The sequence below is a fragment of the Streptomyces luomodiensis genome, assembly GCF_031679605.1.
Classification (GTDB): Bacteria; Actinomycetota; Actinomycetes; order Streptomycetales; family Streptomycetaceae; genus Streptomyces; species Streptomyces luomodiensis.
This window is the reverse complement of record NZ_CP117522.1, coordinates 5,582,055-5,605,210: the sequence shown is the minus strand read 5'-3', so window position 1 is coordinate 5,605,210 and position 23,156 is coordinate 5,582,055. Positions and strand designations below refer to the sequence as shown.

Below are 23,156 nucleotides of genomic sequence, written 5' to 3'. Positions count from 1 at the left end.
GGGTCAGGCTCCCGCTGCGACGAGGACGGCGGCCACGGCCAGGACGAGGGAGCCCGCGAGCAGCGCGCCGAGGTAGGTCTGCACATTGCCGGTCTGGGCGCGGCGGACGGCCGCGCCGAGCAGCCGTGGCGTGCCGCCCGCGCCGCGTACGTACGTCTCGACGACCTCGCGGTCGAGGAAGCGGACGAGCCGGGCGGCGGCCCGTACGGGCCGCACGAACAGGGCGCTGTAGACGGCGTCGAGGTGGAAGCCGACGGCCGCGTGGCGGTGCAGCGGACCGAGAAGCAGCCGCCCGGGGTCGGCGGGGTCGCGGGCGCCCGCGATGGAGCCGTAGGCCGCCTCGTGGGTGGCGATGGCCTCGGCCTCGGAGACGGCGTCGGCGGCGTCGGGGTGGGCGGCCACCGCGCCGAGCGGGACGCGGGCGGCCCGCGCCGAGGTGTGCCGCCAGGCGCCGTACATGACGAGGACGCCGACGAGGGCCAGACCGGTGCCGAGGACGGAGGTGGTGAGGGTCGGGGCGAGCGACTCGCCGTCGAACCAGTCGGGCAGCGCGCCGTAGGCGAGGCCGAAGGCGGCCGTGGGGAGGAACAGCACCCACAGGACGACGTTCATGACCACCGGCTGCCTGCCGTGGTCGGGGGCGGGCTCGCCCCGGCCGCGGAAGGCGAGCAGCCACAGCCGGGCCGCGTATGCGGCGGTGAGGAGCGCGGTGAGGAGTCCGGCGAGGAACACGGTCCAGCCGACGCCCGTCGGCACGCCGGAGGTGTGGCCGGTCGCGGCGTGCTCGGCCGCGCCGAGGACGGCCTCCTTGGAGAAGAAGCCGGCGAAGGGCGGGATGGCGGCGAGCGCGAGCAGCGCGACCGTCATCGTCCAGAAGGCGTCGGGGATGCGCTGGGCCAGGCCGCTCATCCGGGACATGGCGGCGAGGGAGTTGGTGCCGGCGGCGTGGATCACCACGCCCGCGCAGAGGAAGAGCAGCGCCTTGAACGCGCCGTGGGCGATCAGGTGGAAGACGGCGGCGCCGCGGTCGTCGACGGCCAGCGCGCCCGTCATATAGCCGAGCTGGCCGACGGTCGAGTAGGCGAGGACACGTTTGATGTCGTCCTGGGCGAGCGCGGCGAGCGCCGAGCCGACCATCGTGACGGCCGCCATGGCCGCGAGCACGGCCAGCGCGGCGGCGGAGGAGGCGAAGACGGGCAGCAGCCGGGCGATGAAGTAGACGCCCGCGGCGACCATGGTGGCCGCGTGGATCAGCGCGGAGACCGGGGTGGGGCCGGCCATCGCGTCCGGCAGCCAGGTGTGCAGCGGGAACTGCGCGGACTTGCCCGCCACCCCGGCCAGCAGCAGCAGCGCGATCACGGTGGGGTGGTCCAGCGGCACCCCGGAGGTCTCGGAGGTCAGCCGGCTGTGGATCTCGCTGATCCGGAAGGTGCCGGTGTCGTCCGCGAGCGCGAGGATGCCGATCAGGAACGGAACGTCGCCGAGCTTGGTGACCAGGAACGCCTTCAGGGACGCGGAGCGCGCGGCCGCGGTCTCCCAGTAGTGGCCCACCAGGAAGTACGAGCAGATGCCCATGACCTCCCAGCCGACGAGCAGCACGATCAGGTCGTCGGAGTAGACGACGAGGAGCATCGCGGCGGTGAAGAGGGAGACGAGCGCGGCGTAGGAGGGGTAGCGGGGGTCGTCCCGCAGATAGCCGGTCGAGTAGATCTGCACACAGCAGGCGACGACGGCGACGAGGACCGCGACCAGGGCGGCGAAGCCGTCGATGTGCAGGGCGAGATCGATGGGGACCGCGCCGGTGTCGGCGAGCCGGGTCGCGGCGGTGAGCGGGGCCGTGCCGCCGCCCGCGCCCCCGCCCTGCCGTACGGCGACGAGCACGGCGAGCCCGGCCGCGGCGAGGGTGGGCAGCACCGCGAGGGGGCGGACGAAGCCGGGGGCGCGGCGGCCGAGCAGGAGTCCGGCGGCGGCGCCGAGGAAGGGCAGGAGGGGGACGAGAACGGCGGCGGTCGTGGTCGTCACGCGGTCTGCCTCCGGGCGCGTCGTGCCTGGTCGGCGTCGTTGTCAGTGGGGGCTGCCATGCTGTCGTCCAGGGTGGGGGTGCCGGCCGGAGGGGGGTCGGCGAGATCCCGGAGCTTGTCGACGTCGGCGGTGCCGCGATTGCGGTGGACGAGGAGGACGATGGCGAGGCCGATGCCGATCTCGGCGGCGGCGATGGCGATGGTGAAGAGGGTCAGGGCCTGGCCCGCGTGCAGGGTGTCGCGGAGCCAGACGTCGAAGGCGACGAGGTTGAGGTTGACGGCGTTGAGCATCAGCTCGACCGACATCAGCACCAGGATCGCGTTGCGGCGGGCGAGGACGCCGTACAGACCGGTGCAGAAGAGGAGGACGGCGAGCACGGCGGGGTAGGCGAGGTGCATCAGCGCTTCTCCTTGCCTGGGCCGACGCCTTGGGCGCGGTTCCGGCCGCCGTCGTGGCCGCTCTTGCCACTGCCGTGGTCACTCTTGCCACTGTCGTGGTCACTCTTGCGGGACAGGACGATCGCGCCGACGAGCGCGGCGAGAAGGAGGACGGACAGCGCCTCGAACGGCAGCACCCAGTGGCGGAAGAGGCTCTCACCGGAGACGGCGGTGGAGCCCTGGACGCCCTTGTCGAGCTCGATCCAGGTGGTCCGGAAGGCGTCCACGACCACCCACACCAGGACGCCCGCGGCGGCCACGGCCACCGCGAGCGCGGCCGGCCGGTTGCCCGAATCGGCGTCCGGGGAGCGGCCGATGGGCGCCTTGGTGAGCATCAGCCCGAAGAGGAGGAGGACGACGACGGAGCCGACATAGATCAGCACCTGCACCCAGGCGATGAACTCCGCGGTGAGCAGGAGGTACTCCACGGCGAGACCGCCGAGCGTCACCACCAGCCACAGGGCGGCGTGCACCAGCTGCTTGGTGGTGACGGTGACGATGGCCGCGCCGAAGGTCGCGACGGCGACGAGGACGAAGGCGATCTCGACACCGGTGGGCGACAGGAACCCGTGGCCGGTGGCGGCCAACTGGACCGCGGGGCTCACGAGGCGGCTCCGTTCCCGTCGGGGCCGCTCTCCGCCTCGGGCCGCGGCGTCTCGGCCTGCGCTGCCTCGGCTCGCCTTGTCTCGGCTCGCTCTGTCTCGGCTTGCGCCGCTTCGGCCTGTGCCGCTTCGGCGGCGGCGAGCTTGTCGGCGGCCTTACGGGCGGCGGCGATCTCCTTCGGCTCCTCCGCACGCGGGTCGAGCGCGGGCGGCGCGGGCACCGTCCACATCCACTCGCGGAGCTTGTCCCGCTCATGGGTCAGGTCGCGGATGTCCTCCTCCGCGTACTCGAACTCCGGCGACCAGAAGAGCGCGTCGAAAGGACACACCTCGATGCAGATACCGCAGTACATGCACAGGGCGAAGTCGATCGCGAACCGGTCCAGCACATTGCGGCTGCGCTCGCGTCCGCCCGGGGCGGCCGGGGGAACGGTCTCCTTGTGCGAGTCGATGTAGATGCACCAGTCCGGGCATTCCCGGGCGCACAGCATGCAGACCGTGCAGTTCTCCTCGAACAGCCCGATCACCCCGCGGGTGCGGGGCGGCAGCTCGGGCTGCGCGTCCGGATACTGCGCGGTGTGCGACTTCCGGGTCATCGTGCGAAGGGTGACGGCCAGGCCCTTGGCCAGACCGGATCCGGGGATGCCCATCAGGAGATCACCACCTTGACGACGCCGGTGAGGGCGATCTGGGCCAGGGAGAGCGGAATGAGGCAGGTCCAGGCGAACCGCTGGAGCTGGTCCTCGCGCAGCCGCGGATAGCTGACCCGCAGCCAGATCACGACGAAGGCGAGGACGGCGGTCTTCAGCAGGGTCCACAGCCAGCCGAGGCCGTCGGCGAACGGACCGTGCCAGCCGCCGAGGAAGAGGACGGTGGTCAGCCCGCACAGGAGGACGATGCCCGCGTACTCGGCGAGCAGGAAGAGCGCGAACCGCAGCCCGGTGTACTCGGTGTACGCACCGAAGATGATCTCGGAGTCGGCGATCGGCGCGTCGAACGGCGGGCGCTGAAGCTCGGCCAGCCCGGCGGTGAAGAACACCACCCCGCCGACGATCTGCCACGGCACCCACCACCACTCGAACGCGTCGAGGATGCCGGGCAGCGAGGCCGTGCCCGCCGCCATCGCCACGGACGCGGCGGTCAGCAGCATCGGCAGTTCGTACGCCATGAGCTGAGCGGCCGTCCGCAGACCCCCGAGGAGGGAGAACTTGTTCGCCGAGGCCCAGCCCGCCATCAGGGAACCCAGCACCCCGACGCCCATCACGGCCAGCACGAAGAAGATCCCCGCGTCCACGACCTGGCCGACGGCGCCCTCGGCGGGGCCGATCGGGATCGCGACGAGAGCGAGGAGGTACGGCAACAGCGCGACGGCGGGCGCGAGCTGGAAGATCCGCCGGTCGGCACCGGCCGGTACGACGTCTTCCTTCTGCGCGAACTTCACCCCGTCCGCGACCAGCTGGGCCCATCCGTGGAAACCACCCGCGTACATCGGCCCGAGGCGGCCCTGCATATGGGCCATGACCTTGTGCTCGGTCTGCCCCACGACCAGGGGCAGCACGAGAAAGGCGATCAGGAGGGCGAGCAGTCGCAGCGCGACGTCGAGGACGTCGTTCACGCGGTGCCTCCCGGCTGGTCGTCGGAGTGGTCGGAGTGGTCGGGGCTCTCGGAGTCGTCGCGGGCCTCCGGCTCGCGCTCGGAGTCGGCGTCCTCGTCCCGCGCGGGGCGTGCGTGATGCCAGGGCGCGTCGGACGAGCGGGTCCGCGGTGCGGGGCGCTGCGGACGCGACGAGGAGGGCGGCGCGGACCCGGCGGCGCCGTCGGCCGCCGGGGCGGCCGACGGGCGCGCCGGGGCTTCGGGCGCCGTCGCGGCTTCGGGCGCCGTCGGCTCGTCGGCCGCCGCACGCTGACTCGCCGACCCCTCACTCGCGCTACGCGCACGCCGCGCCGGACGCTCAGCCGCCGGAGCCGGAGCCGAATCCTCCGGACCCGCCGCACGCTGGCTCGCCGACCCCTCACTCGCGCTACGCGCACGCCGCGCCGGACTCTCAGCCGCCGGAGCCGAAGGCTCCCCCGTCGCGCGCTGGCTGGCCGAGCCGGCGGTCGCGCTGCGGGTGCGGCGGGCGGGGCGCTCGCCCGCGGCGGCGCCTGCGGCACCTGCGGCGCGGGCGCCGCGGGCCGGGCGGGCCGGGGCAGGGGGCAGCTGGCCCTTGAGGGGGCCCCACTCGTTGGGGTCGGGGACGCCCGGCGGCAGCATCTGGCGGCGCTTGGGGCCGTGCCCGGCGCCCGACTCCCCCGGCTCCTTCGCGCCCGGCCACGCCTTGACGACCCGGGCCGCCAGGACGAAGTCCTTGCGCAGCGGATGTCCCTCGAAGCCGTCGGGGAGCAGCAGCGGCGCGAGACCGGGGTGACCGGTGAAGCCGATGCCGAACATTTCGTGGGTCTCGCGCTCATGCCAGGCCGCCCCGGCGTAGACGCCGGTCGCGGTCGGCAGCGTGGCCGCGTCGTACGGCACTGTGGTGCGCACCAGCAGACCGCGCACCCCGGGCCCGGAGCCGGGGGTGCCGAGGGCGACGACGTACGCGGCTACCCGGAAGCCGGTGCCGGGCTCGTCGACCGCGCTCAGCCAGTCGAAGTAGGTGCAGCCGAGGGTGTCGCGGGCCGTCTCCAGGGACGCGATCCAGGAGTCGGCGGGGACGTCGACGGTCAGCAGGCCGTACGCCTCCTCCGCCGTGGCGCCCTCGCCGAACAGCTCGGGGGCGGAACGTGGCAGCCAGCCCACGGGCGGCGCGGCCACCGCCGCCTCGCCGGTCTCCGCAGCCTCGCCGGGCCGCACGGCCCCGTTCGGCTCCACCGGCTCGTTCGGCTCGTGCCGCTCGTTCGGCTGGTTCGGCTGGTTCGGCTCGGTCATGGCGACTCTTCCCGCCCCGGGGGTGTGACCAGCCCGCTGCGCAGCGCGGCCGCGGACGGACGGCCCGAGGCCGCGCCCGCCGAGCCCGCCGCGCCCGCGCTTCCGTAGCGCTCGCCCAGCGACTCGCGCGCGATCTTCTCCTGGAGCTTGAGGATGCCCTGGAGCAGCGCCTCGGGCCGGGGCGGGCAGCCGGGGACGTAGACGTCGACGGGGATGATCTGGTCGACGCCCTTGGTCACGGCGTAGGAGTCCCAGTAGGGACCGCCGCAGTTCGAGCAGGCTCCGAAGGAGATCACGTACTTCGGCTCCGGCATCTGTTCGTACAGCCGCTTCACCGCGGGCGCCATCTTGTCCGTGACCGTGCCGGAGACGACCATCAGGTCGGCCTGGCGCGGGCCCGGCGCGAAGGGGATCACGCCGAGCCGGATGAAGTCATGGCGGGCCATCGACGCCGCGATGAACTCGATCGCGCAGCAGGCGAGCCCGAAGTTGAAGACCCACAGGCTGTAGCGGCGGCCCCAGTTCAGGACCACCTTCATCGGCTCGGGTGCCAGCCGGGCCAGCGGGCCGAGACGGCGCGGCTCCGGCAGGTCCACCGGAGCGGGGGCGGGGACCGGCGCGGCGGCTGACGTCGGAGTCGGAGTCGGAGTCGGAGTCGGTGTCGGCGTCGGGTTCGGTGTCACGTCCACTCCAGGACGCCCTTCTTCCATGCGTACAGCAGACCTACGGCGAGGAACCCGAGGAAGATGAACATCTCCACCAGCGTGGCGGCCCCGAAGCCGGGCGCGGCGAAGACCGTCGCCCACGGGAACAGGAAAATCGAGTCCACGGCGAAAATCACATAAAGAAAAGCGTAGACGTAGTAGCGGACCTGGGTGTGGGCCCATCCCTCACCCACGGGGTCCACACCGCACTCGTAGGTCAGCAGCTTCTCGGGGGTCGGCACGACAGGCCGCAGCAGCCGCCCGGCCCCGAAGGCCACGGCGACGAAGATCACCCCGATCGCCGCGACCAGTCCGACCACCGCATAGCCGTGGAAATAGTCGGCCGCGAGCTGGACACCGGTGCCGCCGGTGGTGGGCACGGTGCGTACGGTCGTCGCCTCCGGCACGTCCGCCCCTCGCTCCCTGGTCCTCGTGGCCCTTGCCTGCTCCTCGTCGATCTCATGTGTTCGACGATCCGTACGGACGGGAAGTGTAGGCCCTGCCGCAACCCGGCCGGGCGGCCCGTCCGCCATGCGGTGGGGCTAGCCCCATGGCGGGGCCCCACCGGGCCGGGCAGTCTTGTCTGCCATGACCTCCAGTTCCCCCGTCGACGGCGCCCACGACGGCTCCCCCGGCGGTCCCTCCCGCGGCCTCCACGGTGGCCCCCACAGCGGCCCTGACGGCGGCGGCCGGGACCGCGGTGACGAGCGGCTGCCGCGCCCGCCCGCGTTCGCCTTCCCCGCGCAGACCTGGAAGGAGATCGTCCATCTCCTGGCCAATCTGCCGGTGGGCATCGCCTGCTTCGTCTTCACCCTGGTCTGGCTGGCCGTGGGCCTGGGGCTGTCCGTCACGGTGATCGGGCTGCCGCTGCTGGGCGTGGGGCTGGGTTGTAGCCGGTTCCTCGGCCGACTGGAGCGGGCGCGCGCCAGGGCGCTGCTCTCGATGCGGATCGAGGAGCCCAGCCCCCTGCCGCACCAGCCGGGCAGTGGCCTCCTCGGCCGGTTGTGGACGAGGCTGCGGGACCCGGTCGGCTGGCGCTCCACGCTGTACGCCCTGATCCGGCTGCCGTGGTCGGTGGTCACCTTCGCCACCGTCCTGACCTCCCTGTTCGTCGCCTGGCCGGTGCTGCCGTGGATCGCCCGGGGGCTGACGCACGTGGACCGGGCGATGGTGCGCGGGCTGCTGTTCCCCTCCGATGAGCTGGAGCGGCGGATCGCGGAGCTGGAGTCGGACCGGGGCACGGTGGTCGACACCGCCGCCGCGGACCTGCGCCGGATCGAGCGCGATCTGCACGACGGCGCACAGGCCCGGCTGGTCGCCCTCGCCATGGGGCTCGGTCTGGCGAAGGAGAAACTGGAGGAGGACCCGGAAGCCGCCGCCAAGATGGTCGACGAGGCCCACGGCGAAGTGAAACTCGCCCTCCAGGAACTCCGCGACCTCGCCCGCGGCATCCACCCCGCCATCCTCACCGACCGCGGCCTCGGCCCCGCCCTCTCCGCCCTCGCCGCCCGCTGCACCGTCCCCGTCACCGTCACGGCCGAGCTCCCCGAACGCCCCGCACCCGCCATCGAGGGCATCGCCTACTTCACCGTCTCCGAACTACTCCAGAACATCAGCAAGCACAGCCGCGCCCACACCGCCAAGGTCGATGTGTGGCGTGCGAAGCACCGGCTGCTGATCCAGGTACGGGACGACGGGCGCGGCGGGGCGACCACCGACGGGGGCACGGGGCTCGCGGGCCTGGCGGAGCGGCTGGGCTCGGTCGACGGGCTGTTCGTCGTGGACTCACCGGCCGGTGGGCCGACCACGGTGACCGCCGAGCTGCCCTGGCACCACCGGACCGGGGCGGCGGCGGGGGCCGCGGCGGCCCGCCGCCGGCGCAAGGTCTGACGGCGACGGCAGGACGTACCCCCGGGCGCGGACGGCAGGACGTACCCCCCCCCCGGCGCGGACGGTAGGGCTAACCCCCCGGTGAAGAGGCCGACCCGCCCGATGGTCCGGCCGGCCGCGCTCCGGAACTCTTGGGGGTACGCAGACGACGCGACCCGCCCCGCTGACCCGGATCGCGCCCCGACCAGGCTCCCGGAGGACGGACGAGACGATGGCCACCGCATACCGACCGTACGAACCGGGGACCGAGCCCCGTGGTCATCTGGTGCCCGCGGCACTGAGTGCGCCGTTCCGGGCCCGCGTCTGGTGCGAGTTCCTCTATCTGATGATCAGCCTGCCGATGGCCGTCCTCACCTTCGTCTACGCGGTCACGATGATCGCGCTCGGTGCCGGGCTGCTGATCACCTTCCTCGGCGTCCCGGTGCTCGGTGCCGCCCTCGCGGGCTGCCGGGGGCTCGGGGTCGTCGAGCGGGCCCGCGCCCGCGCGCTGCTGGGGCTGAGGGTGGCCGAGCCCGAGCCCGTTCTCCGTGGGAGGGGCAAGCGCGGGCCGGTGGCCTGGCTGGGGGCGCTGCTCCGCAGCGGCACCTCCTGGCGGCATGTGATCTACGCGCTGATCCATCTGCCCTGGGCGGTCTTCGCCTTCACCTTCGCGCTGAGCTTCACCGTGTACGGCTGGACCTCCGCGACCTATCCGCTGTGGCGCTGGGTCTTCCCCCGGTACCTGGATCAGCCGGGCATCCAGGTCTTCGGGGACGACCACGGGCACGACTTCTATCTGGACACCCCGTTCGAGACCGCCGTGACCTGCGTCGCGGGCCTGCTGGTCCTCCTGCTGACCCCGTGGGTGATGCGGGCGCTGACCTCGGTCGACCGGATCATGGTCACCGGGCTGCTCGGCCCGTCCCGGCTGGCGAGCCGGGTGCTGGAGCTGGAGTCGGACCGGGGCACGGTGGTCGACACCGCCGCCGCGGACCTGCGCCGGATCGAGCGCGATCTGCACGACGGCGCACAGGCCCGGCTGGTCGCCCTCGCCATGGATCTGGGCCTGGCGAAGGAGAAACTGGAGGACGACCCGGAAGCCGCCGCCAAGATGGTCGACGAAGCCCACGGCGAAGTGAAACTCGCCCTCCAGGAACTCCGCGACCTCGCCCGCGGCATCCACCCCGCCATCCTCACCGACCGCGGCCTCGGCCCCGCCCTCTCCGCCCTCGCCGCCCGCTGCACCGTCCCCGTCACCGTCACGGTCGAACTGCCCGAACGCCCCGCACCCGCCATCGAGGGCATCGCCTACTTCACCGTCTCCGAACTACTCCAGAACATCAGCAAGCACAGCCGCGCCCACACCGCCAAGGTCGATGTGTGGCGTGCGAAGCACCGGCTGCTGATCCAGATCACGGACGACGGGCGGGGCGGGGCCGACACCTCGGCCGGTTCGGGTCTGGCCGGGCTGGCCGAGCGGATCGACGCGGTGGACGGGGTTCTCGTCGTCCACTCCCCGGCGGGCGGCCCGACCACCGTGACCGCCGAGCTCCCCTGGCGCTGAGGGCGCCCTGGCGCTGAGCACGCCCTGGCGCTGAGGGCGCCCTGGCGCTGACGGCGCCCGCCCCGGCTCCGGGCGAGGGCACGCCCCGGCGCTGACGGCGCCCGCCCCCGGCGCGCGGCGGCCGGCCCGACGAACCCCGACCCCCTGTCCGTTATGTCCGACGCGAACGGCCGAACCCTGGGATGCTGGTCCCCACGAACCGAGTGAAACGGGGGGCCGAACATCGTGGCGGACAGGGTACGGGTGGTCATCGCCGAGGATTCGGTGCTGCTGCGGGAGGGCCTGACCCGGCTGCTGACCGACCGGGGCCATGAGGTGGTCGCGGGCGTCGGGGACGCGGAAGCGCTGATCAAGTCGGTGCGGGAACTGGCCGACGAGGGGGCTCCGCCGGATGTGGTGGTGGCCGACGTACGGATGCCGCCCACGCACACCGACGAGGGGGTGCGGGCGGCCGTCCGGCTCCGCCGCGACCATCCGGGACTGGGCGTGCTGGTCCTGTCGCAGTATGTGGAGGAGCAGTACGCCACCGAGCTGCTGGCCGGGAACAGCCGGGGCGTGGGCTATCTGCTCAAGGACCGGGTGGCCGAGGTGCGCGAGTTCGTGGACGCGGTGGTGCGGGTCGCCCAGGGCGGCACCGCGCTCGACCCGGAGGTCGTCGCCCAGCTGCTGGGCCGCAGCCGCAAGCAGGATGTGCTGGCCGGGCTCACCCCGAGGGAGCGGGAGGTGCTCGGGCTGATGGCCGAGGGCCGGACCAACTCGGCGATCGCCCGGCAACTGGTGGTGAGCGACGGCGCGGTCGAGAAGCATGTGAGCAACATCTTCCTGAAGCTCGGCCTGTCGCCGAGTGACGGGGATCACCGTCGGGTGCTCGCCGTCCTCACCTATCTCAACTCCTGAAAGGGACCGCCCCGGCCAAAGCGGGACCAAAGGCTGAACGGGGGATCAGCGGAAATGCCAGTACGGGGGGAAAGGACAGAACGTGCCAAACCGTGACATATATGGTTCTCCTTCACGGGTCCATCATGTGATCAGACCAAGGAAGGCCAGCCTTACCGACGTACGATGGTCATGGGACAACAACCGGTCGGCACCGACTGTCCAGGAGCGCCGCCTCAAGGGAGGTCCGAAGCAGTGACCAGCCAGGTCAGCAGCCCGGCCGAGCAGGCCGAATCAGCCGATCAGCAGGGCGGGCAGACGCCCGCCGGGGGGCCGCGAACAGCGGACGGCGGCAAGGAGGTCCGCCGCCTGGACCGGGTGATCATCCGGTTCGCGGGCGACTCGGGTGACGGTATGCAGCTCACGGGCGACCGATTCACCTCGGAGACGGCGTCGTTCGGAAACGACCTGTCGACCCTGCCCAACTTCCCGGCGGAGATCCGCGCCCCCGCCGGCACGCTGCCCGGAGTGTCGAGCTTCCAGCTGCACTTCGCCGATCATGACATCCTCACGCCCGGTGACGCGCCGAACGTCCTGGTCGCGATGAACCCGGCCGCGCTGAAGGCCAACCTCCCCGATGTGCCGCGCGGGGCGGAAATCATCGTCAACACCGACGAGTTCACCAAGCGCCCCATGGCCAAGGTCGGCTACGACCAAAGCCCTCTGGAGGACGGTTCGCTGGACGGCTACCAGGTCCACCCGGTGCCGCTGACCACGCTGACCGTCGAGGCGCTGAAGGAGTTCGGCCTGTCCCGCAAGGAGGCCGAGCGCAGCAAGAACATGTTCGCGCTCGGTCTGTTGTCGTGGATGTACCACCGGCCGACCGAGAGCACCGAGAAGTTCCTGCGGCAGAAGTTCGCGAAGAAGCCGCAGATCGCCGAGGCGAACGTGGCCGCCTTCCGGGCGGGCTGGAACTTCGGCGAGACCACCGAGGACTTCGCCGTCTCCTACGAGGTCGCGCCGGCCACCACCGCGTTCCCCACCGGCACCTACCGGAACATCTCCGGAAACCTGGCGCTGTCGTACGGGCTGATCGCGGCCTCCCGCCAGGCGGATCTGCCGCTGTTCCTGGGGTCGTACCCGATCACCCCCGCCTCGGACATCCTGCACGAGCTGTCCAAGCACAAGAACTTCGGCGTGCGCAGCTTCCAGGCCGAGGACGAGATCGCCGGTATCGGTGCCGCCCTCGGCGCGGCCTTCGGCGGCTCCCTCGCCGTGACCACCACCTCCGGCCCGGGGGTGGCGCTGAAGTCGGAGACCATCGGGCTCGCGGTCTCGCTGGAGCTGCCGCTGCTGGTGATCGACATCCAGCGCGGCGGCCCCTCCACCGGACTGCCCACCAAGACCGAGCAGGCCGATCTGCTCCAGGCCATGTACGGGCGCAACGGCGAGGCCCCGGTGCCGATCGTGGCCCCGAAGACCCCGGCCGACTGCTTCGACGCCGCGCTCGACGCCGCCCGGATCGCCCTGACCTACCGCACCCCGGTGTTCCTGCTGTCGGACGGCTACCTGGCCAACGGCTCGGAGCCCTGGCGGGTGCCGGAGGTGGACGAACTGCCCGATCTGCGGGTTCAATTCGCGACCGGCCCCAACCATGTGCTGGCCGACGGCACCGAGGTCTTCTGGCCGTACAAGCGCGACCCGGAGACCCTGGCCCGCCCCTGGGCCGTGCCCGGAACGCCCGGTCTGGAGCACCGGATCGGCGGGATCGAGAAGCAGGACGGCACGGGGAACATCTCCTACGACCCGGCCAACCACGACCACATGGTCCGCGTCCGCCAGGCCAAGGTGGACGGCATCGCCGTGCCGGACGTCGAGGTGGACGACCCGACCGGCGACGCCCGCACCCTGGTCCTGGGGTGGGGTTCCACGTACGGCCCGATCACCGCCGCCGTGCGCCGCGTCCGCGCCGCGGGCGACCGGATCGCCCAGGCCCATCTGCGCCACCTCAACCCGTTCCCCGCCAACCTCGGCAAGGTTCTGGAGGGTTACGAGAAGGTGGTGGTGCCGGAGATGAACCTGGGTCAGCTGGCCACCCTGCTGCGCGCCCGCTACCTGGTCGACACCCGCTCCTTCACCCAGGTCCGCGGACTGCCCTTCAAGGCCGAACAGCTCGCCACCGCCCTTAAGGAGGCCATCGATGACTGAGACCCTCGCCGAGGGCGCGGCATCGGCTCCGAGCGCGCTCTCCCTGGTGCCCAAGAGCGACACCAAGCAGACGATGAAGGACTTCAAGTCCGACCAGGAGGTCCGCTGGTGCCCCGGCTGCGGTGACTACGCGATTCTCGCCGCCGTCCAGGGCTTCATGCCCGAACTGGGCCTGGCGAAGGAGAACATCGTCTTCGTCTCCGGCATCGGCTGCTCCTCGCGCTTCCCGTACTACATGAACACCTACGGGATGCACTCCATCCACGGCCGCGCCCCCGCCATCGCCACCGGTCTGGCCGCCTCGCGCCCCGATCTGTCGGTGTGGGTCGTCACCGGTGACGGCGACGCGCTCTCGATCGGCGGCAACCACCTGATCCACGCGCTGCGCCGCAATGTGAACCTGAAGATCCTGCTCTTCAACAACCGCATCTACGGCCTGACCAAGGGTCAGTACAGCCCCACCTCCGAGGTCGGCAAGATCACCAAGTCGACCCCGATGGGCTCCCTGGACGCGCCGTTCAACCCGCTGTCGCTCGCGCTCGGCGCCGAGGCGGGCTTCGTGGCCCGCACCATCGACTCCGACCGCAAGCACCTCACCGAGGTGCTGCGGCAGGCGGCGGCCCACCCGGGCACCGCGCTGGTGGAGATCTACCAGAACTGCAACATCTTCAACGACGGCGCCTTCGAGGCCCTGAAGGACAAGCAGCAGGCCCAGGAGGCCGTGATCCGGCTGGAGCACGGGCAGCCGATCCGCTTCGGCGTGGACCAGAGCAAGGGCGTCATCCGCAACCAGAACACCGGCGATCTCGAAGTCGTCACCGTCACCGCGGACAACGAGCACCAGGTGCTGGTCCACGACGCCCACTCCGCCTCGCCCACCACGGCGTTCGCGCTGACCCGGCTCGCCGACGCCGACACCCTGCACCACACCCCCATCGGGGTGCTGCGCGATGTCCAGCGCCCGGTCTACGACACCCTGATGTCCCACCAGCTCGACAACGCCGTGGAGCTGAAGGGCAAGGGCGACCTCGGCGCGCTGCTCGCCGGGGGCGACACCTGGACCGTCGTGGGCTGATCCCCGAACGGCCCCGGCCACCGACGGGCCCATTCGTACGTACGGGCACAGGCGGGTGTCCGGCCGGAGCGTCTGACCACGCTCCGGCCGGGCACCCGCTCTCATGGGCGCATGGCCGACACCGCCGCCCCGTCCCAGCCACCGGACCGCCCCAGCTACCGTCTCAAGCGGCTGCTGCTCGGCCCGCCCCTGGTCACCGAGCGGATCCAGCGCGAGAAGCTGAGCAACCGGGCCGCCCTGGGCGTGCTGGCCTCCGACTGCATCTCCTCGACGGCGTACGGCAGCGAGGAGATCCTGCGGGTGCTGGTGCCGGTCATCGGGGTCGCGGCGTTCACCCTGATCCTCCCGGTGACCGGGGCGATTCTGCTGGTGCTGCTGCTGATCACGCTCTGCTACAGCGATGTGGTGACGATCTACACCCGGGCGGGCGGCTCATATGTGGTCGCCCGGGAGAACTTCGGCCCCGACATCGCCCAGATCGCGTCCGTGGCGCTGCTGGTGGACTACATCGTCACCGTCGCGGTGCAGGCCTCGGCGGGCACCAACGCGATCATCTCGTTCGCCCATCTCATCGGCGGCGGATGGACCGGTATCGACCACCTCCAGCTGCCCCTCAGCGCGCTGGCGATCCTGGTCCTGGCCTACGGCAATCTGCGCGGACTGCGCGAGGCCGGGCGGATCTTCATGGTGCCCGCCTACCTGTTCGTCCTCGCCGTCGGCCTGATGCTGGTGGTCGGTGTGGTCCGCGGGCTCACCGGGCGGCTTCCGCACGCCGATGTGCACGCCGCGGGCGCCGTGCCGCTCGGCACCCCGGGCAGCGGCTGGCTCTACGGCGCCTCGCTCTTCATCGTGCTGCGCTCGTTCGCCAACGGCGGCTCCTCGCTGACCGGTCTGGAGGCGATCTCCAACGGCGTGTCGGTCTTCCGGGAGCCCCAGGGCCGCAACGCCCGCCGCACGCTGATCACGATGAGCTGCGTCCTGGGTACCCTCGTCCTCGGGGTCTCCGCCCTCGCCCACTTCACCCATGCCATCCCGTACCGGGACGGCACCCCGACCGTGCTCGCGCAGGAGGCCCGTCTGGTCTTCGGCGGCGGGCCGCTGGGCGCCCTGGGGCTGGCGTTCGTCCAGCTGGCGACCGCGCTCATCCTCTTCACGGGCGCCAACACGCCCTTCACCGGCTTCCCCTTCCTGGCCAGCTTCGTGGCCGAGGACCGCTTTCTGCCCCGGCAGCTGACCCGGCGCGGCCACCGGCTGGCGTTCTCCAACGGGATCGTCTCGCTGGCCGTGATCGCGCTGGCGCTGCTGCTGGTCACGGACGCCAGCGTGGACCGGCTGGTGGCGCTGTACGCGATCGGGGTGTTCACCGCCTTCACCATGGCCGGGGCCGGGCTGACCGCCTACCACCTGCGGCGCCGGGAGCCGGGCCGGTCCTGGAAGATCGCGGTCAACCTCATCGCCGCGACCGTCTCCGCCGCCGTGGTGCTGATCTTCGCGATCACCAAGTTCACCGAGGGCGCCTGGCTGGTCGTGGTGGTCTTCCCGGTGGGCGTATGGGCGCTGATCCGGATCAACCGCGAGTACCGCGCGGAGGCGGCGGCCCTGGAGGCCGTTCCGCACCCCGGGGACGACCTTCCGCGCTGGCGGCGCCATGTGGTCCAGGTGCTGGCGGACAGCATCGACCTCGCGACCGTCAAGGCCCTGCGGTACGCGCATGAGCTGCGCCCCGACGAGGTGCGCGCGGTGCACTTCATGGTGGACGAGGCCCACGCCCGCCGGCTGATGGCGCGATGGGAGGCCACGGCGGGGGTGACGGTGCCGCTGGAGGTCGTGGAGTGCCCGGACCGGCGGCTGCGCCATGCGGTGCTGGAGCTGGCGGCCCGCACGACCGCGGACGGGCAGACCGCGCTGACCCTGCTGGTGCCGCGCCGCACCTACGCCTCCCCGCTGGGCAAGCTGCTGCACCGGGGCACGGCGGAGTCGCTGGCGAAGACGCTGGAGCAGCTGCCGGGGGTCGCGGTGACGATCCTGCCGTTCGACGTCGGCCTGGCGGGGCGGGAGCGGGAGGCCCGGGAGCGGCCCCGCCTCGAATGAACACACTTACTTAAGCGGCAGTAGCTTTCCAATGGTTAGCGCTTCCTCTAAGGTGGGCGTACCGACCCGAACAGGAGAGTCACGGATATGAGCATCGTCGTCACCGGCGCCACCGGTCACCTCGGCCGCCTCGTCGTCGAAGGGCTGCTGGAGAAGGTTCCCGCCGACCAGATCACCGCGGTCGTGCGCGACACCGCAAAGGCCGCCGGTCTCGCCGACCGTGGCGTGCGGCTGCACGCGGCCGACTACAACCGGCCCGAAACGCTCACCGGCGCCTTCGCCGCGGGCGACAAGGTGCTGCTGATCTCCGGCAGCGAGGTCGGGCAGCGCGCTCCGCAGCACCAGGCCGTCATCGACGCCGCCAAGGACGCCGGTGTCGCCCTGCTCGCCTACACCAGCGTGCTGGGCGGCCCCGCCGCCGACTTCACCCTGGCCGATGAGCACAAGGTCACCGAACAGGCGATCGCCGACTCCGGTCTGCCGCACGTCCTGCTGCGCAACGGCTGGTACAACGAGAACTACACCGAGAAGCTCGCCCCCGTCCTCGAGCACGGCGCCGTCGTGGGCGCCGCGGGCGAGGGCCGGGTCGCCTCCGCCTCGCGCGCCGACTACGCGGCGGCCGCCGTCGCCGTCCTGACCGGCGAGGGCCATGCGGGCAAGGCGTACGAGCTCTCCGGCGACACCGCCTGGAGCTTCGCCGAGTACGCCGAGGTGGTCGCCGGCCAGACCGGTAAGAAGATCGTCTACCGCCCCGTCTCCCCGGAGGAGTACCGGTCCATCCTCACCGGCTCGGGCGTGCCCGAGCCGCTCGCCGCGATCCTCTCCGACGTCGAGGCGGCCATCGAGCGCGGCCGGCTGGCCGCCACCCCGGGCGATCTGTCCCGTCTCATCGGCCGCCCGACCACGCCCATCGCGGACTCGGTCGCGGCCGCGCTGAAGGGCTGATCCGCCCCGTACGCACCACGGCCCGCCTGTCATCACCGTTTCCTGAGACGGGAATGACAGGCGGGCCTCGGCGGCGCTACCTTCGGACCTTCGGAACGGGCCCACCCAGGGTCCGCCATGCCGTCGGGGAGGGTGCCGTGACGCAGCAGAACCAGCAGGACCGCACCGATCGCACCGATCGCACCGGCCTCCTCTACGGCTTCGCCGCGTACGGCATCTGGGGGCTGGTGCCGCTCTTCTGGCCGCTGCTGGAACCCGCCGGCGCGGTGGAGATCCTCGCCCACCGGATGGTGTGGTCACTGGCGGCCGTCGGGCTGCTGCTGGTGGTGCTGCGCCGCTGGAGCTGGATACGGCCGCTGCTGCGGGAGCCCAAGCGGCTGGGCATGATCGCGCTCGCCGCGACCGTGATCTCGGTCAACTGGGGCCTCTACATCTGGGGCGTCAACAGCGGTCATGTGGTGGAGACCGCGCTCGGATACTTCATCAACCCGCTGGTCAGCATCGCCTTCGGGGTGCTGCTGCTGCGTGAGCGGCTGCGGCCCGCGCAGTGGGCGGCGGTGGGCGTCGGCGTGGTGGCCGTGGGCGTGCTGTCGGTGGGCTACGGCAAGCTGCCGTGGATCGCGCTCACCCTCGCCTTCAGCTTCGCGACGTACGGCCTGGCCAAGAAGCGGGTCGGACTGGACGGGCTGGAGTCGCTGGCCGCCGAGACCGCCGTACAGTTCCTGCCCGCGCTCGGCTTCCTGCTCTGGCTGGGGGCGCGCGGCGACAGTACGTTCACCACCGAGGGCGCCGGGCACGCGGCGCTGCTGGCGAGCTGTGGGTTCGTCACGGCGCTGCCGCTGATCTGCTTTGGCGCCTCGGCGGTGCGGCTGCCGCTGTCGACGATCGGGATGCTCCAGTACGTGGCGCCGACCTTCCAGTTCGTCCTCGGGCTCGTCGTCTTCCACGAGTCGATGCCACCCGAGCGGTGGGCGGGCTTCGCGCTCGTCTGGCTCGCCCTCGCGCTGCTCACCTGGGACGCGCTGCGCACCGCCCGGCGGGCGCGGCGGGAGCTGGCCGAGGCCGCCGCGCGGGCGGCCGCGCTGTCGGCGCCCGTGACGGCACCGGAGACGGCGGCCGTGGCGGCACCGGAGACGGCGGCCGTGGCGGCACCGGAGACGGCGGCCGTGGCGGCACCGGAGACGGCGGCCGTGGCGGCACCGGAGTCGGCGACCGTGGCGGCACCGGAGGGGGTGGCCGTGGCGGCGCCGGAGAGCGATGCCGTACCCGGAACGGGCGTGGCGGACGCCGCCGTGCCGGATGCGCGGCCGGGGTCGATATCCGGCGGGTGATGTCCGATGTCCGGTTTCCGCTCTTGACGCGGAGTCAGCCGCACCCGAGCATCAGCGTCGCGCCACACCACCGCTTCACCGCGCCGCCGGTCCGGTTCACCGCGCTTCATCGGTTCACCGCACCCCGCCGGTTCGCCGCTCCACCGCCCCCATGGGCACGTGCACCACACAGCGTCACGTCATTCCGTCCTGTCCTCGTTCGGAATCGGAGCCCCCCATGTCGTCATGCGTTGCGCGCCGCCCCCGAAGAGCCCTGCTGCGCCGGGCGGTCACCATGGCCGCCGCCGGTACGGCGATCGCCGCCCTGGTGTCGGCCGCCCCCGCCACCTCCGCCGCCGCACCGGCCCGGCACTCGGCGGACACCCGTACCGCCCTCGCCGCGCCGGACCTCTCCGTGGCCAATGTGAAGGCCCATCTGGCCCAGCTCCAGGCCATCGCCACCGCCAACAGCGGCAACCGCGCCCACGGCCGCCCCGGCTACAAGGCGTCGCTCGACTACATCAAGGGCAAGCTGGACGCCGCCGGGTACACCACCACCGTCCAGCAGTTCACCTCCGGCGGCGCCACCGGCTACAACCTCATCGCCGACTGGCCCGGCGGCGACACCGGCCATGTGGTGTTCTCCGGCGCCCATCTCGACTCCGTCACCGCGGGTCCCGGGATCAACGACAACGGCTCGGGCTCCGCCGGAATCCTGGAGACCGCGCTCGCCGTCGCCCGCCAGGGGGCGAAGCCCACCAAGCATCTGCGGTTCGCCTGGTGGGGCGCCGAGGAGCTGGGCATGGTCGGCTCCCGCTCCTACGTCAACAACCTGCCGTCCGCCGAACGGGCGAAGATCGACGCCTACCTCAACTTCGACATGATCGGCTCGCCCAACCCCGGCTACTTCGTCTATGACGACGATCCCGGGATCGAGTCGGTGTTCAAGGCGTTCTTCTCCGCCAAGGGCGTCCCCACCGAGATCGAGACCGAGGGTGACGGCCGCTCCGACCACGCGCCGTTCAAGAACGTGGGCATCCCGGTGGGCGGTCTCTTCAGCGGCGCCGACTACATCAAGACCGCCGCCCAGGCCCAGAAGTGGGGCGGCACCTCCGGTCAGGCGTTCGACCGCTGCTACCACCGCTCCTGCGACACCTCGGGCAACATCGACGACACCGCGCTGGACCGCAACAGCGACGCCATCGCCTACGCGGTCTGGACGCTCGGCGGCGCCTGATCCCGGTCCCGGACGACGCGCCGTGTTCGGCTCCGCCGGCACACCGGCTCTGGGTTCAGGGCTCAGGACTCAGCGCTCAGGACCCAGGGCTCAGGCCGTGATGTCCTTCGCGGTGAACCGGGCCCAGGCCGCCGAGCCGAACACGGCGACGTACAGCCCTTGCAGTCCCATGTTCTTGACCATCTGGTCCCAGTAGACCGGCTCACGGAGGAGATCGGCGAAGCTGAGCCAGTAGTGCGGGAAGAGATACGGGTGGATCGCGTGCAGCTGCGGGATGGTGTCGAGGATCTGCACGGTGACCACCAGCCCCACGGTCGTGGCCATGGCCGCGATCCCGCTGTTGGTCAGGGTCGAGATGAACAGCCCCGCCGTCGCGATCCCCACCAGCGACAGGGCCACCACGGCCGCCACAGCGAGGGCCCGGAGCAGCGCGTCCTCGAACGGGACGGTGATGCCCGAGATCAGCGTGACATCGCCGAGCGGGAAGAGCAGCGCCCCCGTCACCAGGCCTGAGAGGGACACGACCAGGGTCGAGATCAGGCAGAAGGCCATGGTGGTGGCGAATTTGGCCAGCAGCAGCCGGGTCCGCCCGGCGGGGGCGACCAGCAGATAGCGCAGCGTCCCGGAGCCCGCCTCACCGGCGACGGCGTCACCGGCGATCACGCCGATCACCATCGGCAGGAAGACCGGCAGCGTCGCCGCCAGCGAGGCGAAGACCAGGAAGATGCCGTTGTTGGTGATCTGGGAGAAGAAGGCCGGGCCCTGCCCGTCTCCGCCACGGCCGCCGCCGAGACTTCCGCCGTCGCTCGTCTCGATCTTCACCGCGATACCGATGAGGATCGGGATCAGCGCGAGCACTCCGAGCAGGGCCAGCGTCCGCCAGCGGCGGAGGGTGGTGATCAGCTCGGAGCGGAAGAGCTCCAGGGACCACAGGAGGCTCGGGCGGCGCGGGTCCGGCGTGTCGGCCCTGTCCGGTACGCCGGTGCCCGCGGCCTCCGCCCTGTCGTCCCGTTCATCAGCCCTGTCAGCCCGCGACATCGAAGCCCTCCCCGGTCAGCGCCACGAAGGCGTCCTCGAGCGAGGCGCGTTCGGCCCCGAAGGCCCGGACCCGCACCCCGGCGCGTACCAGGGCGGCGTTGAGGTCGGCCAGCTCCAGCGGTGCCTCGTCGGCGCCGGGGCCGGGCACCGGCAGCTCGCCGGAGACGCGCTCGTCCAGCACCACCAGATCGGTCACCCCGTGCTCCTTGAGGACCCGGACCGCGTCCACCGGGTCCGGGGTGGTGACGGCCAGCCTGCCGCGGCTGCCCGCCGCCAGTTCGGCCACCGTGCCCTGGGCGATCAGACGGCCCTGGGCCATGACGGCGGCGTGCGTGCACACCTGTTCGATCTCATCGAGGAGGTGCGAGGAGAGGAAGACGGTGGTGCCGTCCTCGGCCAGTTCGCGCACCAGGGTACGGATCTCGCGCATGCCCTGCGGATCGAGGCCGTTGGTCGGCTCGTCCAGGACCAGCAGCTCACGCGGCTGGAGCAGCGCGGCGGCCAGACCCAGGCGCTGTTTCATGCCGAGTGAGTAGGCGCGGGCCTTCTTCCCGGCCACGGCGGCCAGCCCGACCCGGTCCAGGGCGGCCGCGACACGGGTGGTCCGGGTGCGGGGGTCCGCGGTGGGGTCGGCGGCGTCGAAGCGCAGCAGATTGTCGCGGCCGGTCAGAAAGGGGTAGAGGGCGGGGCCCTCGATGAGGGCGCCCACCCTCGGCAGCACGCTCCGGGCGGCGCGCGGCATCGGCTCGCCGAGCAGTCCGGCTCTGCCGGAGGTGGGCTCGATCAGCCCCATGAGCATGCGGATGGTCGTCGTCTTCCCCGAGCCGTTGGGCCCGAGGAAGCCGAAGACGCTGCCCCGCGGCACGGACAGGTCGAGTGCGTCGACCGCGAGCTGTCCGCCCCGGTAGCGCTTGGTGAGCCCGCGGGTCTCCACCGCGGCGTCGTCCTCGGCGGACCGCTGCTCCACGGGCTCCCCTTCATCGTGCGTCGTGATCTACACGTTGTGCGCCCAGCGCCTCACTTGGCCGCGTCGGCCGCCTTGACCAGGGCGTCCTTGTCGACCGCGCCGACGAACACCTTGCCGTCGTCGGTCAGCAGCGCGTTCACCAGCCGGGTGCTGATCACGGTGCCGGAGCCGAAGTCGCCCTTGACCTTCTTGCCGAAGCCGTCGAGGAGGCCGGACGCCGCGCCCGCGCCGCTGTCGACGCCGGGGGCCGTGAACGCCGCGGCGCCGGGGACGTCGATCCGGGCGACCGCATCCCAGCTCTCACCGACGACGTTCAGCCCGGACAGGGCGTCCTGGGCGCCCTTGAGGTCCTTGGCACCGAAGTCCTTGGCGCCGTTCCGGCCCGCGTCGGGCGCCTCGGTGACCTTGGTGCCCTTGGGCGGGGTGAAGTCGAAGGTGCTCGCCTTGGGCTTGCCGAAGTCCACCTTGGTGAAGCCGACGTCGATGGCCGCCTTGCCGCCGCTCTTCGGGGAGAGCGTGAACTTCAGCGGGACGCCGGTGTCCGCGTCCACCGCGATACGGACCGACCCGATCGTGGAGTGGCTGTTCTGCTCGGGCTCGATCAGCAGCTGGTACGCGTCCCGTCCGGCGACCCGGGCGGTGCCGTCGACCCTCACATCGGTGGTGCCGTCCACGGCGGCGAGCACCTTCTTGGCGATCTCCTGGGGCGTGGCGTCCCGCAGGTCCTTCGGCACGTCCTGCCGGTGGTCGCCCTTGGCCTCGGCGTCCTTGGGGGCGGTGGCGTGGTAGGCGGAGTTGCTCCCGCTGTCGTACGCCCAGATCTCGTCGCCGTTGTGGATCATGCTGTACTCGGCGGCGTTCTCGACGATCGACACCCGCTGCTTGTCGGGGCCGTCGGCGGCCACCCGCAGGGTGTGCGAGCCGGACACCAGCTCCAGCAGCCGGGAGTCGGGCGAGGCGGACGCGTCGCCGCCCCGCGCGCCGCCGAGGTCGGCGAGGGAACCGCCGCCCGGGAGCGAGGGGACGCCCAGATCGGTGGTGATCTTCACCGAACCGGACAGCTGCTGGGTGTCCGATGCCGCCATCTTGCTGATGAGCTCTTGCGCCGAGATCTTCGGCAGGTCGGGGTCGCCGGTGCTGGCGAGCGCCGGGACCAGTCCTATGGTCGCCGCCGCGATGCCCGCGACCGCGACCGGAGCGGCGTACCGGGCGGCCTTCTTCCCCCGGGATGGCCGCTCATCGTCCCAGAAGCCGTCGTCGGCGACCTGTGTCGGTCGGATCCGTGCCATATGTGCTCTACCTCC

At 72.0% G+C, this 23,156-nt stretch carries 20 protein-coding genes; 9 read left to right on the top strand and 11 right to left on the bottom strand.

Features of this window, described 5'->3' with window-relative positions; all coding sequences use genetic code 11:
• Positions 1–3: 3 nt before the first annotated feature.
• The 8 genes from PS467_RS23665 to PS467_RS23630 are packed head-to-tail and all read right to left on the bottom strand — an operon-like array spanning position 4 to position 7,079.
• Complete coding sequence (locus PS467_RS23665; RefSeq protein WP_311036930.1) at positions 4–2,022, bottom strand: NADH-quinone oxidoreductase subunit 5 family protein; 2,019 nt, start codon at positions 2,020–2,022, stop codon at positions 4–6.
• The gene (gene nuoK, locus PS467_RS23660) at positions 2,019–2,420 is read right to left on the bottom strand and encodes an NADH-quinone oxidoreductase subunit NuoK (protein ID WP_311036929.1); all 402 of its coding nucleotides are present in this window, start codon (positions 2,418–2,420) and stop codon (positions 2,019–2,021) included. The genes PS467_RS23665 and nuoK overlap by 4 nt, the downstream gene beginning before the upstream one ends.
• A complete protein-coding gene (locus PS467_RS23655) occupies positions 2,420–3,064 on the bottom strand; it encodes an NADH-quinone oxidoreductase subunit J family protein (protein WP_311036928.1) in 645 nt (214 codons plus the stop codon). Before PS467_RS23655 ends, nuoK begins: the two co-directional genes overlap by 1 nt.
• Positions 3,061–3,711, bottom strand: a complete 651-nt coding sequence (locus tag PS467_RS23650; protein WP_311036927.1) for a NuoI/complex I 23 kDa subunit family protein — start codon at positions 3,709–3,711, stop codon at positions 3,061–3,063. Before PS467_RS23650 ends, PS467_RS23655 begins: the two co-directional genes overlap by 4 nt.
• Positions 3,711–4,676 (bottom strand): complex I subunit 1/NuoH family protein, encoded by a 966-nt coding sequence (locus PS467_RS23645; protein WP_268973668.1) that lies wholly within the window; start codon positions 4,674–4,676, stop codon positions 3,711–3,713. Before PS467_RS23645 ends, PS467_RS23650 begins: the two co-directional genes overlap by 1 nt.
• Entirely contained in the window at positions 4,673–5,968 is a 1,296-nt protein-coding gene (locus tag PS467_RS23640) for an NADH-quinone oxidoreductase subunit C (protein ID WP_311036926.1), read from the bottom strand. The genes PS467_RS23645 and PS467_RS23640 overlap by 4 nt, the downstream gene beginning before the upstream one ends.
• Positions 5,965–6,657, bottom strand: coding sequence for an NADH-quinone oxidoreductase subunit B (locus tag PS467_RS23635; protein WP_311036925.1), 693 nt, complete (start codon positions 6,655–6,657; stop codon positions 5,965–5,967). The genes PS467_RS23640 and PS467_RS23635 overlap by 4 nt, the downstream gene beginning before the upstream one ends.
• The gene (locus tag PS467_RS23630; RefSeq protein WP_268973664.1) at positions 6,648–7,079 is read right to left on the bottom strand and encodes an NADH-quinone oxidoreductase subunit A; all 432 of its coding nucleotides are present in this window, start codon (positions 7,077–7,079) and stop codon (positions 6,648–6,650) included. The genes PS467_RS23635 and PS467_RS23630 overlap by 10 nt, the downstream gene beginning before the upstream one ends.
• A gap of 181 nt (positions 7,080–7,260) precedes the next feature.
• Here PS467_RS23630 and PS467_RS23625 point away from each other — a divergent pair, with 181 nt between their 5' ends.
• The 9 genes from PS467_RS23625 (at position 7,261) to PS467_RS23585 (ending at position 19,847) form a co-directional block, all read left to right on the top strand.
• Positions 7,261–8,562 (top strand): sensor histidine kinase, encoded by a 1,302-nt coding sequence (locus PS467_RS23625; protein WP_311036924.1) that lies wholly within the window; start codon positions 7,261–7,263, stop codon positions 8,560–8,562.
• A gap of 211 nt (positions 8,563–8,773) precedes the next feature.
• Positions 8,774–10,105 (top strand): sensor histidine kinase, encoded by a 1,332-nt coding sequence (locus tag PS467_RS23620; protein ID WP_311036923.1) that lies wholly within the window; start codon positions 8,774–8,776, stop codon positions 10,103–10,105.
• A gap of 225 nt (positions 10,106–10,330) precedes the next feature.
• Positions 10,331–11,002 (top strand): LuxR C-terminal-related transcriptional regulator, encoded by a 672-nt coding sequence (locus tag PS467_RS23615; RefSeq protein WP_311036922.1) that lies wholly within the window; start codon positions 10,331–10,333, stop codon positions 11,000–11,002.
• A gap of 234 nt (positions 11,003–11,236) precedes the next feature.
• Positions 11,237–13,189: a 2-oxoacid:acceptor oxidoreductase subunit alpha gene (locus tag PS467_RS23610; protein WP_311036921.1), complete on the top strand. Its 1,953-nt coding sequence runs from the start codon at positions 11,237–11,239 to the stop codon at positions 13,187–13,189.
• Positions 13,182–14,264: a 2-oxoacid:ferredoxin oxidoreductase subunit beta gene (locus PS467_RS23605; protein ID WP_311036920.1), complete on the top strand. Its 1,083-nt coding sequence runs from the start codon at positions 13,182–13,184 to the stop codon at positions 14,262–14,264. Before PS467_RS23610 ends, PS467_RS23605 begins: the two co-directional genes overlap by 8 nt.
• A 111-nt stretch (positions 14,265–14,375) precedes the next feature.
• The gene (locus tag PS467_RS23600; RefSeq protein WP_311036919.1) at positions 14,376–16,355 is read left to right on the top strand and encodes an APC family permease; all 1,980 of its coding nucleotides are present in this window, start codon (positions 14,376–14,378) and stop codon (positions 16,353–16,355) included.
• An 87-nt stretch (positions 16,356–16,442) separates the two neighbouring features.
• Positions 16,443–17,300: an SDR family oxidoreductase gene (locus PS467_RS23595; RefSeq protein WP_311036918.1), complete on the top strand. Its 858-nt coding sequence runs from the start codon at positions 16,443–16,445 to the stop codon at positions 17,298–17,300.
• Positions 17,301–17,353: 53 nt separating this feature from the next.
• The gene (gene rarD / locus PS467_RS23590) at positions 17,354–18,631 is read left to right on the top strand and encodes an EamA family transporter RarD (RefSeq protein ID WP_311036917.1); all 1,278 of its coding nucleotides are present in this window, start codon (positions 17,354–17,356) and stop codon (positions 18,629–18,631) included.
• Between the two features lie 217 nt (positions 18,632–18,848).
• Positions 18,849–19,847 carry a M28 family metallopeptidase gene (locus PS467_RS23585; protein WP_311036916.1) on the top strand — a complete coding sequence of 333 codons (999 nt, stop codon included), beginning with the start codon at positions 18,849–18,851 and terminating at the stop codon, positions 19,845–19,847.
• A gap of 90 nt (positions 19,848–19,937) precedes the next feature.
• Here PS467_RS23585 and PS467_RS23580 read toward each other — a convergent pair whose 3' ends face one another.
• From PS467_RS23580 to PS467_RS23570, 3 genes are read right to left on the bottom strand one after another with little or no spacing between them, the layout of a single operon-like run.
• Positions 19,938–20,885 (bottom strand): ABC transporter permease, encoded by a 948-nt coding sequence (locus PS467_RS23580; protein WP_311036915.1) that lies wholly within the window; start codon positions 20,883–20,885, stop codon positions 19,938–19,940.
• Positions 20,872–21,852, bottom strand: a complete 981-nt coding sequence (locus tag PS467_RS23575; RefSeq protein ID WP_311036914.1) for an ABC transporter ATP-binding protein — start codon at positions 21,850–21,852, stop codon at positions 20,872–20,874. The genes PS467_RS23580 and PS467_RS23575 overlap by 14 nt, the downstream gene beginning before the upstream one ends.
• 50 nt (positions 21,853–21,902) lie before the next feature.
• Positions 21,903–23,141 carry a LolA family protein gene (locus PS467_RS23570; RefSeq protein WP_311036913.1) on the bottom strand — a complete coding sequence of 413 codons (1,239 nt, stop codon included), beginning with the start codon at positions 23,139–23,141 and terminating at the stop codon, positions 21,903–21,905.
• Positions 23,142–23,156 lie beyond the last annotated feature (15 nt).

Bases quoted from the DNA above. Each gene is read 5' to 3' on its own strand.
- PS467_RS23650 (WP_311036927.1), bottom strand. From the start codon at position 3,711: ATGGGCATCCCCGGATCCGGTCTGGCCAAGGGCCTGGCCGTCACCCTT.
- PS467_RS23600 (WP_311036919.1), top strand. From the start codon at position 14,376: ATGGCCGACACCGCCGCCCCGTCCCAGCCACCGGACCGCCCCAGCTAC.
- PS467_RS23625 (WP_311036924.1), top strand. From the start codon at position 7,261: ATGACCTCCAGTTCCCCCGTCGACGGCGCCCACGACGGCTCCCCCGGC.
- PS467_RS23620 (WP_311036923.1), top strand. From the start codon at position 8,774: ATGGCCACCGCATACCGACCGTACGAACCGGGGACCGAGCCCCGTGGT.
- PS467_RS23640 (WP_311036926.1), bottom strand. From the start codon at position 5,968: ATGACCGAGCCGAACCAGCCGAACCAGCCGAACGAGCGGCACGAGCCG.
- PS467_RS23580 (WP_311036915.1), bottom strand. From the start codon at position 20,885: ATGTCGCGGGCTGACAGGGCTGATGAACGGGACGACAGGGCGGAGGCC.
- PS467_RS23605 (WP_311036920.1), top strand. From the start codon at position 13,182: ATGACTGAGACCCTCGCCGAGGGCGCGGCATCGGCTCCGAGCGCGCTC.
- nuoK (WP_311036929.1), bottom strand. From the start codon at position 2,420: ATGCACCTCGCCTACCCCGCCGTGCTCGCCGTCCTCCTCTTCTGCACC.
- PS467_RS23595 (WP_311036918.1), top strand. From the start codon at position 16,443: ATGAGCATCGTCGTCACCGGCGCCACCGGTCACCTCGGCCGCCTCGTC.
- rarD (WP_311036917.1), top strand. From the start codon at position 17,354: ATGACAGGCGGGCCTCGGCGGCGCTACCTTCGGACCTTCGGAACGGGC.
- PS467_RS23585 (WP_311036916.1), top strand. From the start codon at position 18,849: ATGTCGTCATGCGTTGCGCGCCGCCCCCGAAGAGCCCTGCTGCGCCGG.
- PS467_RS23570 (WP_311036913.1), bottom strand. From the start codon at position 23,141: ATGGCACGGATCCGACCGACACAGGTCGCCGACGACGGCTTCTGGGAC.